The organism is Serratia sp. root2 (assembly GCF_031931805.1).
GTDB lineage: Bacteria > Pseudomonadota > Gammaproteobacteria > Enterobacterales > Enterobacteriaceae > Serratia > Serratia inhibens.
The window spans coordinates 145,910-160,572 of sequence record NZ_JAUJXB010000002.1 but is presented as its reverse complement, the minus strand read 5'-3'; the positions used below and the strand labels follow the sequence as shown (position 1 = coordinate 160,572).

Annotated in this window: 11 protein-coding genes; 2 read left to right on the top strand and 9 right to left on the bottom strand. The window is 57.5% G+C overall.

What is annotated here, in order from left to right:
• From apaG to lptD, 5 genes are all read right to left on the bottom strand, one after another.
• On the bottom strand, positions 1–378 hold the full coding sequence (apaG, locus tag QZQ97_RS14430; protein ID WP_311994037.1) for a Co2+/Mg2+ efflux protein ApaG: 378 nt from the start codon (positions 376–378) through the stop codon (positions 1–3).
• A gap of 12 nt (positions 379–390) precedes the next feature.
• Positions 391–1,209, bottom strand: a complete 819-nt coding sequence (gene rsmA, locus QZQ97_RS14425; protein WP_311994036.1) for a 16S rRNA (adenine(1518)-N(6)/adenine(1519)-N(6))-dimethyltransferase RsmA — start codon at positions 1,207–1,209, stop codon at positions 391–393.
• Positions 1,202–2,194, bottom strand: coding sequence for a 4-hydroxythreonine-4-phosphate dehydrogenase PdxA (pdxA, locus tag QZQ97_RS14420; RefSeq protein ID WP_311994035.1), 993 nt, complete (start codon positions 2,192–2,194; stop codon positions 1,202–1,204). Before pdxA ends, rsmA begins: the two co-directional genes overlap by 8 nt.
• Complete coding sequence (gene surA, locus QZQ97_RS14415; protein ID WP_311994034.1) at positions 2,181–3,479, bottom strand: peptidylprolyl isomerase SurA; 1,299 nt, start codon at positions 3,477–3,479, stop codon at positions 2,181–2,183. The genes pdxA and surA overlap by 14 nt, the downstream gene beginning before the upstream one ends.
• 65 nt (positions 3,480–3,544) lie before the next feature.
• Complete coding sequence (gene lptD, locus QZQ97_RS14410) at positions 3,545–5,908, bottom strand: LPS assembly protein LptD (RefSeq protein WP_311994033.1); 2,364 nt, start codon at positions 5,906–5,908, stop codon at positions 3,545–3,547.
• A gap of 228 nt (positions 5,909–6,136) precedes the next feature.
• On the opposite strand from lptD, the gene djlA reads away from it, so the two are divergent.
• Positions 6,137–6,943 carry a co-chaperone DjlA gene (gene djlA, locus QZQ97_RS14405; protein WP_212558482.1) on the top strand — a complete coding sequence of 269 codons (807 nt, stop codon included), beginning with the start codon at positions 6,137–6,139 and terminating at the stop codon, positions 6,941–6,943.
• Between the two features lie 143 nt (positions 6,944–7,086).
• On the opposite strand, the gene rluA is transcribed toward djlA, so the two are convergent.
• The 3 genes from rluA to QZQ97_RS14390 form a co-directional block, all read right to left on the bottom strand.
• A complete protein-coding gene (gene rluA, locus QZQ97_RS14400) occupies positions 7,087–7,737 on the bottom strand; it encodes a bifunctional tRNA pseudouridine(32) synthase/23S rRNA pseudouridine(746) synthase RluA (protein ID WP_311994032.1) in 651 nt (216 codons plus the stop codon).
• Positions 7,738–7,797: 60 nt separating this feature from the next.
• On the bottom strand, positions 7,798–10,704 hold the full coding sequence (rapA, locus tag QZQ97_RS14395; RefSeq protein WP_311994031.1) for an RNA polymerase-associated protein RapA: 2,907 nt from the start codon (positions 10,702–10,704) through the stop codon (positions 7,798–7,800).
• Positions 10,705–10,973: 269 nt separating this feature from the next.
• Complete coding sequence (locus tag QZQ97_RS14390) at positions 10,974–13,337, bottom strand: DNA polymerase II (RefSeq protein ID WP_311994030.1); 2,364 nt, start codon at positions 13,335–13,337, stop codon at positions 10,974–10,976.
• A 183-nt stretch (positions 13,338–13,520) separates the two neighbouring features.
• Here QZQ97_RS14390 and QZQ97_RS14385 point away from each other — a divergent pair, with 183 nt between their 5' ends.
• Positions 13,521–14,288 (top strand): DedA family protein, encoded by a 768-nt coding sequence (locus QZQ97_RS14385; RefSeq protein ID WP_311994029.1) that lies wholly within the window; start codon positions 13,521–13,523, stop codon positions 14,286–14,288.
• An 81-nt stretch (positions 14,289–14,369) separates the two neighbouring features.
• On the opposite strand, the gene ilvN is transcribed toward QZQ97_RS14385, so the two are convergent.
• Positions 14,370–14,663: an acetolactate synthase small subunit gene (ilvN, locus tag QZQ97_RS14380; protein WP_311994028.1), complete on the bottom strand. Its 294-nt coding sequence runs from the start codon at positions 14,661–14,663 to the stop codon at positions 14,370–14,372.

The window sequence follows — 14,663 nt, the reverse complement described above, 5'->3', positions numbered from 1 at the left end:
TTAGTGAATCAGCGTTGGGATAGCTAAGCGGAACACGGGAATAGCGGTGCGGAACGGTTGACCCTGATGATCAACCATCTCGTAATGGCCTTCCATGGTGCCCAGCGGCGTTTCAAGAACCGCGCCGCTGGTGTATTGGAATTCACCGCCGGGCTGGATGAGCGGCTGTTCGCCGACCACGCCTTCGCCCTGAACTTCGGTTTGGCGGCCATTGCTGTTGGTGATTAACCAATAACGGCCCAGCAGCTGTACGTTGAAACGCCCCAGATTGCGGATGGTGATGGTATAAGCGAAGACGTAACGTTCTTCCTCAGGTATCGACTGTGATTCCACGTAGATACTTTGTACCTGAATACATACACGGGGCGAATCAATCATGACCACTACTCCTTATTGCTGCGGCGCGGGATTGGCTGAAAGCCAGTTAGCCAGCTTACAGTATTGCGCCACAGAAATATTCTCTGCTCTTAACGTCGGATCGACACCCAATTCCGTCAACTGCTCTGGGGTGAACAGATCGCCCAGGCTGTTGCGAACGGTTTTCCGGCGTTGGTTGAATGCCTGAGTTGTAATGCGGCTCAGCATACGCACATCGCCCACCGGGTTTGGGTTCACCTGGTGCGGCACCAGACGTACCACGGCGGAATCCACTTTCGGCGCCGGAGTGAAAGAGGTTGGCGGTACTTCCAACACCGGAATCACGTTGCAGTAGTACTGCGCCATCACGGTCAAACGCCCGTAGGCTTTGCTGTTCGGGCCGGCAACCAAGCGGTTGACCACCTCTTTTTGCAACATAAAGTGCATGTCGCGAATGGCCTGAGTATAGCTGAAAAGGTGGAACATCAGCGGCGTCGAAATGTTATACGGCAGGTTGCCAAACACGCGCAGCGGTTGGCCGGCCTGCTCGGCCATATCGGCGAAATTCACCGTCATGGCATCTTGCTGGTGAATGGTCAGTTTGTCTTTCAGCTGCGGATGGTTTGCCAGGCGGGCCGCCAGATCGCGGTCCAGCTCAATCACCGTCATGCGGTCCATGCGTGCGCCGACCGGCTCGGTCAGTGCGCCCAGGCCGGGGCCGATCTCAACCACCGCTTCGCCCGGTTGCGGGTGAATGGCAGAGACAATGCTATCGATGACAAACTGATCGGTTAAAAAGTTTTGTCCAAAGCGTTTGCGGGCAAAGTGCCCTTGGTGGACTTTATTATTCATTACAATTAATTATCATTTTAATGGCGAGATTCAAGGCCGTTTTGAAACTGCCCGCATCGGCGGTGCCGGTGCCGGCCAGTTCCAGAGCGGTACCGTGGTCGACCGAGGTACGAATAAAAGGCAAACCGAGGGTGATATTTACCGCCCGGCCGAACCCTTGGTATTTTAGCACCGGCAGACCCTGATCGTGATACATCGCCAGCACCGCATCGGCATGTTGCAGATACTTGGGCTGGAACAGGGTGTCCGCCGGCAGCGGGCCGATAAGAACGATGCCCTCCTCGCGCAACGCATCGAGCGCCGGGATGATGGTATCGATCTCTTCGCGCCCCATATGGCCGCCTTCCCCTGCGTGCGGGTTCAGTCCGCAGACATAAATCTGCGGCTGGGCGATGCCAAATTTGGTTTTCAAATCGTTGTCGAGGATGCGAATGACTTCGAACAGGCTTTGACGAGTGATGGCGCCTGGCACCGCCAACAACGGCAGGTGAGTGGTCGCCAGCGCCACGCGCAGCTCTTCGGTTGCCAGCATCATCACTACGCGATCGCAACGGCTGCGATCGGCAAAGAATTCGGTATGGCCGATAAAGGGCACGCCGGCGTCGTTGATCACGCCTTTGTTCACCGGGCCGGTGATCAGCGCGGCGAATTCGCCGTTCAGACAACCGTCGCAGGCGCGTGCCAGGGTTTCCACCACGTAGGCGCTGTTGCCCACGTTCAGCTCGCCCGCCACCACCGCATGAGCGGTGGCGACCGGCAGCACCGTCAGGGTCCCTGCGCGCTGCGGTTGGGCGGGTTGGCCCGCCTGATAGTCGCGAAGCTGCAACGGCAGGTTCAACTGCCGGGCGCGTTCAAGCAACAAGGCCGGATCCGCGCACACCACCAACTCAACAGGCCAATCCTGTTGCGCCAGCGCTGCCACTAAATCCGGCCCAACCCCGGCGGGCTCGCCGGGGGTGATGACTATGCGATTATTGTTGTGCATTACCGTCAAGGATCTTCACGTAAGCCTGAGCGCGTTGTTCCTGCATCCAGGTCTGCGCTTCTTCAGCAAACTTGCGGTTGAACAGCATGCGGTAAGCGCGATCTTTCTGCGCGGCGTCGGTTTTGTCCACTTGACGCGTATCCAGCAACTGAATCAGGTGCCAGCCGAAGGAAGAGTGAACGGGTTGGCTGACTTCGCCTTTGCTCAGCTTCATCAACGCGTCGCGGAAGGCCGGATCGTAAATGTCCGGAGAAGCCCAGCCCAGATCGCCGCCCTGCAGTGCAGAACCCGGATCCTGAGACAGCTGTTTGGCTTCGTCAGCAAACTTGGCGTTGCCGCTCTTGATCGCTTCGGCTACCGCCAGCAATTTGGCGCGCGCCTGATCGTCGGTCAGCACCACGGAAGGCTTCAGCAGAATGTGGCGTGCATGAACCTCGGTCACGGATACGGACTGGTTGGCGCCGCGGATATCATTCACTTTCAGAATGTGGAAACCGACACCGGAGCGGATCGGGCCGACCACGTCGCCTTTTTTGGCGTTAACCAGTCTTTCGGCAAACAGGGTAGGGATTTCTTGCAGCTTGCCCCAACCCATGTTGCCGCCTTTCAGCGCCTGGGAGTCGGCAGAATAGGAGATCGCCAGTTTGCCGAAATCGGCACCGCCGTTGATTTCACCCATCAGCTTTTTGGCCATGGCTTCTGCTTCGTCAACCTGCTGCTGTGACGGGTTTTCCGGCAACGGGATCAGGATGTGGCTGATGTTCATCTCGGTATCGCTGCCGTTCTGGGCGCCAACCTGTTTTGCCAGCGCGTCCACTTCCTGAGGCAGGATAGTGACGCGACGGCGCACTTCGTTGTTGCGCACTTCAGAAATCAGCATTTCCTTGCGGATCTGGGAACGATAGGTGTTGTAGTTCAACCCTTCGTACGCCAGACGGCTGCGCATCTGATCGATGCTCATTTTGTTCTGTGCGGCGATATTGCCGATGGCTTTGTCCAGATCGGCATCGGAAACGGTGATCCCCATTTTCTTGGCCATCTGCAACTGGATGTTATCCGTAATCAGACGCTCAAGGATCTGGTGACGCAGCGTATTGTCATCCGGCAATTGCTGGCCGGCCTGTTGCGCATTGAGTTTCACCGACTGCAACAGACTGTTCACGTCGCTCCCAAGCACTACGCCGTTATCCACGACGGCGGCGACTTTATCCACTTCTTGGGGTGCTGCGAACGCGGTATTGGCGCAAACCACCAATCCGAGAATAAGCGTTCTCCAGTTCTTCATACATTTCCCATTCTGTAATCCGCAAATGCGGGTGAAAGTTCTCGTTTTCAAAGTGTTACAAAGTATCAAAATGCACGCTGGTAAGGCAGAATGCCGGAACGCAGCATTTCCGCGGAGCCCAGGCTGTGATCGCTGCTCAGGCCACGCAGTTCGATATTGAATGAAACTTTGTTGTCATAAACGCTGCTTTGGTTGCTGTTGTTCCAGTCGGTGATCTTGCGCTCATAGCCCAGAGTCACTGCCCAGCAGCAGGTGTTGTACTTCAGACCGAGCAACTGATCGGCGGACTGTTGCGCGCGGGTGTCGTAGTAATAAGCGCCCACGATTGACCAGCGATCGACAATCGGCCAACTGCCGGTTACGCCCACCTGAGAGATCCCATCCTGATAAGCTGGAACCTGTGCGGTGTTCAGCGCCGTCTGGATATATTCCGGCGTGGCGTAGCGGTAGTTCAGCTGCAGAACGCGTTCTGCATCCTGACGGTACTCCAGCACGCCGTTACCCAATGAGACGCTGGCAAGACGCGTATCATACTGCAGCCCGCCACGCAGGCCCCAATGGTCATCAATCTTCCAATAAGTATCGCCGGCCCATGCCAGGCTGCCGGTATCGTCATTGTTGTCGTAACCGCTTGTCTGGTCGCCGGTGCGTGAACGGCTGAAGTAGTAGATTTGACCCACGGAAGCGTTAAAACGTTCAACCAGCGCGTCATCATAAATTCGCGTGGTTAAACCGGTGGAAACACGGTTTTGCGAAGCGATGCGATCCAGGCCGCTGTAAGTGCGGTCGCGGAACAGGCCGGAGTAGTCGGTTTGCAGCAGAGTGGTGTCGTAGGTATAGATGTTGCTCTGGTCGCGGTACGGCACGTACAGGTACTGCACGCGCGGCTCCAGGGTTTGGGTATAACCCTCCGACCAGTTCATGTTGCGGTCGAACACCATTTTGCCGTCGACCTTGAACTGCGGCAACACGCGGTTGACCGAATCCTCGAGGCCTGGCGCATCGTTGCCGGTACGGCTCTTGTAGTTGTTGGCGAAACCGTCAGGAATGTCCTGCTGATAATGGGTGGCCAGCAGTTTGGCTTCGGTATTCAGACTGGCCCAACCGTTGGTCAACGGCAGGTTGAGCGTTGGCTCCAGATGCAAACGGGTGGCGTCCGGGCTGTACGGGTTGACGCTGGTGAACTTGGCCGCCTGGCCGTAAATACGCAAATCGAACGGACCGAGATCGTTTTTATAGTAGTTCAGGTCCAGTTGCGGTTGCACTTTATAGGATTCGGAACTGGCGCGATCGGTGTCGTCGTAGACCTGGAATTGCTTGGAGCTTAAGGTGGCATCCCAGTTGTCAATGGCGTAGCCAACGCTGAATTTCTGCGTTGCGTAACCGTCGGTGGTTGAGCCGTATTTCGAGTCCAGATCGGTAAAGTATTTGGAATCGCTGACCTTGGTGTAGTCAACGTTAAAACGCCATACCTGATCCATTACGCCGTTGTGTTTCCAGAAGAACAACCAGCGGGTGCTGTCGTCAGGATTGTCCTTGCTGTATTCCTTGTCGTCCGGCAACCAGTCGAACTCCATCAGACCCAGGCCGGGCTGCAACAGATAGCGGAATTCGTTCTGCCACTGCAGGCCACGTTTGGACATGTAGTGCGGTGTAATAGTGGCGTCGAAGTTTGGCGCGATGTTCCAGTAATACGGCAACATGAACTCAAAGCCATTGTTGCTGCCGTATTTTGCATTCGGGATAAGGAAGCCCGAACGGCGTTTATCGCCGACCGGCAATTGCAGGTACGGGCTGTAAAACACCGGTACGCCACCGATTTTGAAGCGGGCGTTCCAGACTTCAGCGACCTGTTCTTCACGGTCGTGGATCACTTCGGAACCGACGACGCTCCAGCTGTTATCGCCAGGTAAACAAGAGGTAAAGGTGCCGTTTTCCAGAATGGTGTAACGGTTGGCGCCGCGCATTTTCATCTTGTCGGCATCGCCGCGCCCCTGACGGCCTACCATTTGGTAGTCGCCTTCATAGACGTCGGTATCTTTATTATTCAGGTTCGACCAGGCTTTCGGGCCCTTCAGCTTGATCTGATTATCGCTGTAGTGCACATCGCCGGTTGCCGTCACGGTACGAACCGGTTCGGTCTGCCCCGGATTTTGCGTCTGGTTCAGTTCCACTTGCTTGGCAGTCAGGGTGCTGTTGCCTTGTTCGATATTCACGTTGCCGGTGAACAGGGCGCTTTTCGGATAGTCTGCTTTGGAGTCATCCGCATGGATGGTGACCGGCAGGCTGTTCGGATCGCCGCTGACCAGCGGTTTGTCATAAACAGGAACGCCAAGCATGCATTGCTCGGCCAGATCAGCCAGCGCGTGCTGACTGTAGAGTGCCGTCCAAATCATTGTGGCCAGCAGTGTTGGGAAACTTTTTTTCATACGCGGTTTTGGTGTTCCGTCATCAGAGGCGTCATGTCCGGCAAACGGTCAGAGACTATATCACTCATCTGCGTTGCGCTAGTGTTAAATCCTGCCGTTTACTTGCGTCGTCGTTAGGCGCAAAGATAAATGACAGGTATGATAATCCAAATCCTGGGAAAAATCGCCTTAACCCTTATCTAAGACAGAAGGGAGCCGGCGGCTTTCGGCATGATAATTGAGGAGTATATGCAGTATTGGGGAAAACTGCTCGGGGTCATCGTTGCCATTTGGGCTGGCGCGGGATTCTGGGGTGTAGTTTTGGGGCTGATTGTCGGTCATATGATCGACACTGCGCGCAGCAATAAGCGCAGCCGGGGCTTTTTCGCCGACCAGCAAACGCGGCAAACGCTGTTTTTCCGCACCACTTTTCAGGTGATGGGTCACCTGACCAAATCAAAAGGGCGCGTTACCGAGGCGGATATTCAGATCGCCAGCTTGTTTATGGATCGTCTGCAACTGCACGGGGAAGCCCGTACGGCGGCGCAGCAGGCGTTTCGTGAAGGCAAACAGAGCCAGTTCCCGCTGAGAGAGACGCTGCAGCAGTTCCGCAGCATCTGTTTCGGCCGTTTTGACCTGATTCGGATGTTTCTGGAAATTCAAATCCAGGCGGCGTTTGCCGACGGCTCGCTGCATCCGAACGAACGTCAGGTGCTGTATGTGATCGCTGAAGAGCTGGGCATTTCGCGTGCACAGTTCGATCAGTTCCTCAGCATGATGGAAGGCGGGCGTCAGTTTGGCGGTGGTCAGCAGGGCGGCTATCAGCAAGCGCAGCGCGGGCCAACGCTGGAGGATGCCTGCAAAGTGCTGGGTGTCAGCAGCAGTGACGACGCTACCACCATCAAGCGCGCCTACCGCAAGCTGATGAGCGAACACCATCCGGATAAACTAGTGGCGAAAGGTTTGCCGCCGCAAATGATGGAAATGGCCAAGCAGAAAGCGCAGGAGATTCAGGCGGCGTATGACCTGATCAAACGCGAGAAAGGCTTCAAATAACGATACCCGTCATACTTCGAGCCGCAGGCGTGTTGGCTGCCTGCGCTTACCCCGGGCAGGTACTTTTTGTACGCTACCGGGGCTGCGCTTAGTTGCCGCCTGCCTGCAACTCGAATTATTTAGGGTATCCCTGGGCGATGAGCTCAGAAATCCGGCTCGGCGCGGAAATGCATCGGCGTCTGGAATGCCGGGTGTGTGATGCACAGTTCTTGCGCATGCAGTTGCAACCGCGGCGCCATTGCCTTGGCTTCGGGATGGGCATAAAACCCGTCACCGAGGATCGGGTGGCCCAGCGCCAGCATATGCACTCGCAACTGATGAGAGCGGCCGGTGATCGGCGTCAGTTTTACCCGCGTGCTGCCATCGGCATCGCGCGACAGCACCAGATACCCGGTTTGCGCGGCTTTGCCGGTTTCGAAGCATACCTTTTGCAGCGGCCGGTTAGGCCAGTCGCAAATCAGCGGTAAATCCACCAGCCCTTCATCGTGCTCCAGATGGCCCCACACGCGGGCGATATAGGATTTCTTCGGCTCGCGATCGCGGAACTGGCGTTTGAGCTCACGCTCTGCGGCCTTGTTCAGCGCCACCACAATCACCCCGCTGGTCGCCATATCCAGACGATGCACCGATTCGGCGGCCGGAAAATCGGCCTGAATGCGCGTCATCAGGCTGTCTTTGTTTTCCGGTGCGCGGCCAGGCACAGACAGCAGGCCGCTCGCCTTGTTGACCACGATAATGTGCTCATCCTGATACAGGATATGCATCGGGTCCTGAGGGGGATTGTAGGGTTCCATCTTGGCTCCGCTGAAAGTGACTGTACGGGGAGGGGGAACCGGAGTTCCCCGTGCCGCAGGTTACTGATGAGTGACCACCACCAGACGGATAGCGTCCAGGCGCCATCCTGCTTCATTCAGGTTGACCAGCACCTGTTTTCGGTTGAACTCCAGCGCTTCCACTTCGTCATCACGGATGTTCGGGTTAACGGCCTTCAGCGCTTCCAGACGCGCCAGCTCGGTGCTCAGCTTGTCGTCCGCTTCCTGTTTCGCCTGTTCAATCAGTGCGCGTGCCTGGGATTCAACCAGGCTTTCCGCCTGTTGCAGCATGGCGTGTACGTCTTGCTGTACCGCGTTGACCAGCTTGCTGGACGTATGGCGGTTCACCGCGTTCAACTGGCGGTTGAAGCTTTCGAATTCGACCTGTGCCGCCAGGTTGGTGCCTTTGCGGTCCATCAGCATGCGGATTGGCGTCGGTGGCAGGAAGCGGGTCAGTTGCAGGTGTTTCGGTGCCTGAGCCTCCACTACGTACACCAGTTCGACCAGCAAGGTGCCGACCGGCAGCGCCTTGTTTTTCAACAAGGACACCGCACAGCTGCCGGTATCGCCGGACAAAATCAGGTCCAGGCCGTTACGGATGATCGGGTGTTCCCAACTGACGAACTGCGCGTCTTCACGCGACAGCGCCTGCTCGCGATCGAAGGTGACGGTGCAGCCGTCCTGCGGCAAGCCAGGGAAGTCCGGTACCAGCATGTGATCGGACGGCGTCAGCACAATCAGGTTGTCGCTGCGATCGTCCTGGTTGATGCCGACGATGTCGAACAGGTTAAGCGCAAAGCCCACCAGGTTGACGTCGTTGTCCTGATTGGCGATGGCCTCCGCCAGTGCCTGAGCTTTCTCGCCGCCGTTGGAGTGCATTTCCAGCAGGCGATCGCGGCCCTGTTCCAGCTGCGCTTTGAGGTGGTCGTGCTGTTGGCGGCAGGCGTGAATGAATTCGTCCAGCCCTTCCTGTTCGGTCGGCGCAGCCAGGAAGCCGATCAACTGCTCGTAGCCGCTGTCATAAATGGTGCGGCCGGTCGGGCAGGTGTGCTCAAAGGCGTCCAGACCTTCATGGAACCAACGTACCAGCACCGCCTGAGCGGTGTTTTCCAGGTACGGCACCATGATTTCAATTTCATGCATCTGGCCGATACGGTCCAGACGGCCGATACGCTGTTCCAGCAGATCCGGGTTGAACGGCAGGTCGAACATGACCAGGTGGCTGGCGAACTGGAAGTTACGGCCTTCGGAACCGATCTCCGAGCACAGCAACACTTGAGCGCCGTCTTCTTCTGAGGCGAAATAGGCGGCGGCGCGGTCACGTTCGATAATCGACAGCCCTTCGTGGAACACCGCCGCGCGGATCGCTTCACGCTCACGCAGCACCTGCTCCAGTTGCAGCGCGGTATCGGCCTTGGCGCAGATCACCAGCACTTTCTTATCGCGATTGGCCACCAGGTAATCCAGCAGCCACTCCACGCGCGGATCAAAGTTCCACCAGGTGGCGTTCTCGCCTTCGAACTCCTGGTAGATTTGCTCCGGGTACAGCATGTCGCGCGCGCGCGCCTCAACGGTTTTCTTCGCCCCCATAATGCCGGACACCTTGATTGCGGTCTGGTATTGGGTCGGCAGTTGCAGTTTGATCTGGTGCAGATTGCGGTGCGGGAAGCCTTTAACGCCGTTACGGGTGTTGCGGAACAGCACGCGGCTGGTGCCGTGGCGGTCCATCAGCATGGTGACCAGTTCCTGGCGAGCCTGCTCGGCGCCGTCTGCGTCGCTATTGGCGGCTTTCAGCAGCGGTTCGATGTCCTGTTCGTCGATCAGTTCGCCCAGCATGTTCAGCTTGTCATCGGCCAGACGTTCGCCGCTCAGCAGCAGGGTAACGGCATCGGCAACCGGGCGGTATTTTTGCTGTTCGCTGACGAATTCTTGGTAATCGTGGAAACGGCTCGGATCCAGCAGGCGCAGACGGGCGAAGTGGCTCTGCTGGCCAAGTTGCTCCGGAGTTGCGGTCAGCAGCAGCACGCCGGGGATATGTTCCGCCAGCTGTTCGATGACCTGATACTCGCGGCTTGGCGCTTCTTCGCTCCAGGCCAGATGGTGGGCTTCGTCGACCACCAGCAGATCCCACTGGGCGTCCGCCAGCTCTTCCAGGCGCTGCTTGTTACGGCGCACGAAGTCCAGCGAACAGATCACCAGTTGTTCGGTTTCAAACGGATTGCTGCTGTCGAGTTTGGCTTCCGAGTAACGGCTGTCGTCGAACAGCGAGAAATACAGGTTGAAGCGGCGCATCATTTCGACCAGCCACTGATGCTGGAGCGTTTCCGGCACCACGATCAGTACGCGCTCGGCGCGGCCCGCCAGCAGTTGCTGATGAATGATCATCCCGGCTTCGATGGTTTTCCCCAGACCGACTTCATCTGCCAGCAGTACGCGTGGCGCGTGGCGCTGCCCGACTTCATAAGCGATGTGCAACTGGTGGGGGATCAGGCTGGCACGCATGCCGCGCAGGCCGGCGAATGGCAGGCGATACTGCTCGCTCTGGTATTTACGCGCGCGGAAACGCAGGGCGAAGCGATCCATTCGGTCGATCTGGCCGGCGAACAGACGGTCTTGCGGTTTGCTGAAAGTCAGCTTGCTGTCCAGCAGCACCTCGCGCATCGCTACGCCGCTTTCCTGGGTGTCCAGGCGGGTGCCGATATAGGTCAGCAGGCCATTATCCTCTTTGACCTCTTCTACCTGCAGCTCCCATCCTTCGTGGTTGCTGATGGTGTCGCCCGGATTGAACATCACGCGGGTGATTGGCGAGTCACTTCTGGCATAGAGTCGGTTTTCACCGGTTGCGGGGAAAAGCAGGGTAACCATGCGCACATCCAGTGCCACGACGGTTCCCAGACCTAATTCGCTTTCCGTATCGCTGATCCAGCGTTGACCAAGTGTAAAAGGCATATGTTGTCGGCTCGATTCTTTTTAAGTAAGTCTTGTTACCGGGCGGGGAGGGCCGCGGCACCTGTATCAAACGTTTGCTAATCCCGGTTTATTTTAATTTGACGGGCAATAGCTGTTCACGCCATGCGGGCGTCGCGAGACGGCATGGGCGCAGCGTGGTTCAGAATTTGGGAAGGGCGCTATGGTAATGGAAGGCGGCGCGTTCGTCACCTGCAAAACCCGATGATTTTTCTTAACCCTTCGCCAAAGCCCACCTGGCGGGCGCAATGTCAGAAAAGCCCCATCTGCCCGGTCACCAGCGTGGTAAAATCGTCGTGCAGAAAAGGGAGTATAGCGTCTGCCACCGGTTGCAACTGGCGGTCCAGATAATGCTGGTAATCTATTGCTGACTGTTGGGTCTCCAGGGGTTCCGGCCCGGCCACGGTCATGACGTAGCTGATCCAGCCGCCGCTCTGATATTGCAGCGGCCGCCCCTGTTGACGATTATAGTCGTCGGCGATACGTGCTGCGCGGACGTGCGGCGGTACGTTGCGTTGATACTCTTCCAGTTTCCTGCGCAGGCGCTTGCGGTAGACCAGCCGATCGTCAAAGTCGCCGTTAAGCGTTTTGCTGACGTATTCACGCACAAAATCCTGATACGGCTGCTGTTTGAATATGCGCTGGTACAGCAACTGCTGGAATTGTTGCGCCAGCGGTGTCCAGTCGGTACGCACCGTTTCCAGGCCTTTGTAGACCATTTCTTCGCTGCCGTCGGGTTTGACGATCAGCCCGGCATAACGTTTTTTACTGCCCTGTTCGGCGCCGCGGATGGTGGGCATCAGGAAGCGCGAGTAATGGGTTTCAAACTCCAGCTCCAGCGCGTTCTCCAGCCCGAATTGTTGCTGAAGATGCTGCTGCCACCATTGGTTGACCTGCTCCACCAGCGCCCTGCCAATCTGCGCCGCTTGCTGTTCGCTGTGCGGCTGTTTTAACCAGACGAAGGTGGAATCGGTGTCGCCGTAGATCACCTGATAGCCCTGTGCCTCGATCAGTTCGCGCGTCTGGCGCATGATCTCATGGCCGCGCAGGGTGATCGACGAAGCCAACCGGGGATCGAAAAAGCGACAACCGCTTGACCCCAACACGCCGTATAACGCGTTCATGATGATTTTTAAAGCCTGGGATAACGGTTTGTTCTGTTGGCGCTTTGCCGCTTCGCGTCCTTGCCAGATTTGTTCGACGATCGCCGGCAGGCAATGTTTGCCGCGCGAGAAACGTGCGTGGCGAAAACCGGGTACAGAATCGGCATCGCCTGGGTGCCGCATGCCTTCCACCAGCCCGACCGGATCGATCAGGAAGGTGCGGATGATCGACGGGTACAGGCTTTTGTAATCCAGTACCAGCACCGAATCATACAGGCCGGGTTGTGAATCCATGACAAAGCCGCCGGGGCTGTGTTCCTCCGGCTGTTCGCCGAGGTTGGGCGCCACAAATCCCAGCCGGTGCATGCGCGGCATATACAGGTTACTGAACGCGGCCACCGAACCGCCGCTGCGGTCCGCTGCCAGCCCGGTGACGGTCGCGCGTTCCAGCAAGAAGGTCAGCAGCTCGGCTTTGGCAAAAATCCGCGTGACCAACTCGCAGTCCTTCAGGTTGTAGCGCGCCAGCGCCGGTTTGTCTTCGGCAAAGCGCCGATCGATTTCCGCCATCCGCTGGTAGGGGTTATCGATGGATTTGCCTTCTCCTAACAGCGTCTGCGCTACGTACTCCAGGCTGAAAGAAGGGAAGTTCCAGGTGGCGGATTTCAGCGCTTCTATACCGTCGATAATCAACCGCCCGGCCGCAGAGGCGAAAAAGTGATTCTGCTTGAAGCCGTGTTCGCGCCATTCCAGCAGGTTGCCGCCACGGCCCAGCCGCAGGGGGATTTGGTAGCGTTCGGCATGTTTTTGCAGCACGCGTAAATCGAACTGCACCAGGTTCCAGCCGATGATGGCGTCCGGATCGTGCCGTTCCAGCCACTGATTCAGCCGTTCCAGCATCTGTGGGCGGCTGGTGCAGTATTCCAGCTCGAAATCCAGCGGTTCATTGCCGCCGTTGGCCGGCCCCAGCATGTACACCTGACGCTGGCCGCAGCCTTCCAGCGCGATTGAATACAGCTCGCCGTGGGCGGTGGTTTCAATGTCCAGCGAGACTATTTTCAGCGTCGGGCGGTAGTCCGGTGCCGGTTTCATCTGGCCGTCGAGCAGCGGACCGCTGCCATTGGGCCGGCCGCTGAACCACACCGGCGCGGTGATAAAACGCTCCATCAGGTAGCGTTCCGGCGGGCGAATATCGGCTTCGTAGACATTGACACCGCCGTCTTTCAGCAGCTTTTCCAGTTTGATCAATTGACGGTGCTGGCGGCAGTACAGCCCCAGTACCGGGCGATGATGGAAATCGGTCAACGGCAGGGTTTTCAGCTCCAGTTGCCGCTCTTCACGCAGCAACAGCTCAGCGCGCTGGCGCTGTTCGGCTGGGATAAAAGCGACGGAGGTCTGCGGTGGCAGGCGAAGTTGCTGTGGCCCGTGGTCGGTCGCCAGCCAGAACTCCACCTCGGTACCTGCGGGCGTATCGCGCCAGTGGCGGGTGAGCAGAAAACCCTGTTGGAGTGACATTACGCGGTTCCTGAGAAGCTAAACTGAAAGGCAATAGGCATAGGTTACAGTATGGGTTTTTATACAGTGATTGTCCATTGCCGGGCGGTTTTGCCAAAAACGCATACAATTCATCGGTTGACTCACCTCCGGCCGCACCGGACAATCCCACGCCCACGCGCTTTTGATAACGAGTAGAGGTATATGGAAGCCTATCTGCAGCACTTGATCACCCAGTCATTGGCTTTCACTCTGATGGTCGTCATGTTTGTCGCGTTTCTGGAATCACTGGCGCTGGTTGGGTTGTTGCTGCCCGGCACGGTAATGATGGCCAGCATTGGTGCGCTGATCGGCAGCGGCCAGGTGGATTTCTATTACGCCTGGGGGGCGGGGATCCTCGGTTGCCTGCTGGGGGATTGGATCTCGTACTTTATCGGCCGCGCCTTCAAGGGGCCGCTGCATCGTTGGTCATTTCTGAAAAAGAACAAGGCGATGCTCGACAAGACCGAGCATGCGTTGCATCAACACAGTATGGCGACCATTCTGATTGGCCGTTTTGTCGGCCCGACGCGCCCGCTGGTGCCGATGGTCGCCGGGATGCTCGACCTGCCGCCGTACAAATTCGCCCTGCCTAACATTATCGGCTGCATCGCTTGGCCGCCGGTCTATTTCTTCCCGGGTATTCTGGCCGGCGTGGCGATAGACATTCCCGCCAGCGCCAGCAGCGCGTTATTCAAATGGTTGCTGTTTGCGGTGGTGGTGCTGATTTGGCTGGCCGCCTGGTTGAGCTGGCGTTGGTGGCGAGAAGGCAAGCGCAGCGCCGATCGGCTTAGCAACTGGCTGTCGCCGGTGCGGTTGCGGATGGCCTGCGTGCTGGGTTGGATACTGGCGCTCGGCACCTTTTATTATCTGTGCCAACAACCTTTGATGCCGGTGTACCGTCACCTGCTGTGGAAAGTACTGGCCGGTTGATATCCCCGTCGTCTTTCACGCGGCAGCGAACAAGGCTGCTGCGTGAAATTCATAGGGGATAAGGCTTGGTGCTTGTTCACATTACTGGAAGAACGCTTCCAGCTGTTCAAACACCCGCACGTCTTCGTTGTGGCGTTTCACCTGCAACACGTCTTCAAGTTTTTCTACCTGGCTGATCATCTGCACCAGCCGTTGATCGTCCGCCACCAATAGCCAGATGCGGCTCTGTTTGCCGTCTTTCAACGGCATGCACAGGATGCCCTCCACGTTGAAGGCGCGGCGGGCAAACAGGCCGCACACGTGCGACATCACGCCGGGATGGTTGCGGACCGCCAGCTCAAGGATCACCTGTGGATTATTGTGTTGTTCTGACAT

What these genes read in the sequence shown, in the direction of transcription:
- apaG (WP_311994037.1), bottom strand. Translation starts at nt 378, where the DNA reads ATGATTGATTCGCCCCGTGTATGTATTCAGGTACAAAGTATCTACGTG.
- rsmA (WP_311994036.1), bottom strand. Translation starts at nt 1,209, where the DNA reads ATGAATAATAAAGTCCACCAAGGGCACTTTGCCCGCAAACGCTTTGGA.
- pdxA (WP_311994035.1), bottom strand. Translation starts at nt 2,194, where the DNA reads ATGCACAACAATAATCGCATAGTCATCACCCCCGGCGAGCCCGCCGGG.
- surA (WP_311994034.1), bottom strand. Translation starts at nt 3,479, where the DNA reads ATGAAGAACTGGAGAACGCTTATTCTCGGATTGGTGGTTTGCGCCAAT.
- lptD (WP_311994033.1), bottom strand. Translation starts at nt 5,908, where the DNA reads ATGAAAAAAAGTTTCCCAACACTGCTGGCCACAATGATTTGGACGGCA.
- djlA (WP_212558482.1), top strand. Translation starts at nt 6,137, where the DNA reads ATGCAGTATTGGGGAAAACTGCTCGGGGTCATCGTTGCCATTTGGGCT.
- rluA (WP_311994032.1), bottom strand. Translation starts at nt 7,737, where the DNA reads ATGGAACCCTACAATCCCCCTCAGGACCCGATGCATATCCTGTATCAG.
- rapA (WP_311994031.1), bottom strand. Translation starts at nt 10,704, where the DNA reads ATGCCTTTTACACTTGGTCAACGCTGGATCAGCGATACGGAAAGCGAA.
- QZQ97_RS14390 (WP_311994030.1), bottom strand. Translation starts at nt 13,337, where the DNA reads ATGTCACTCCAACAGGGTTTTCTGCTCACCCGCCACTGGCGCGATACG.
- QZQ97_RS14385 (WP_311994029.1), top strand. Translation starts at nt 13,521, where the DNA reads ATGGAAGCCTATCTGCAGCACTTGATCACCCAGTCATTGGCTTTCACT.
- ilvN (WP_311994028.1), bottom strand. Translation starts at nt 14,663, where the DNA reads ATGTCAGAACAACACAATAATCCACAGGTGATCCTTGAGCTGGCGGTC.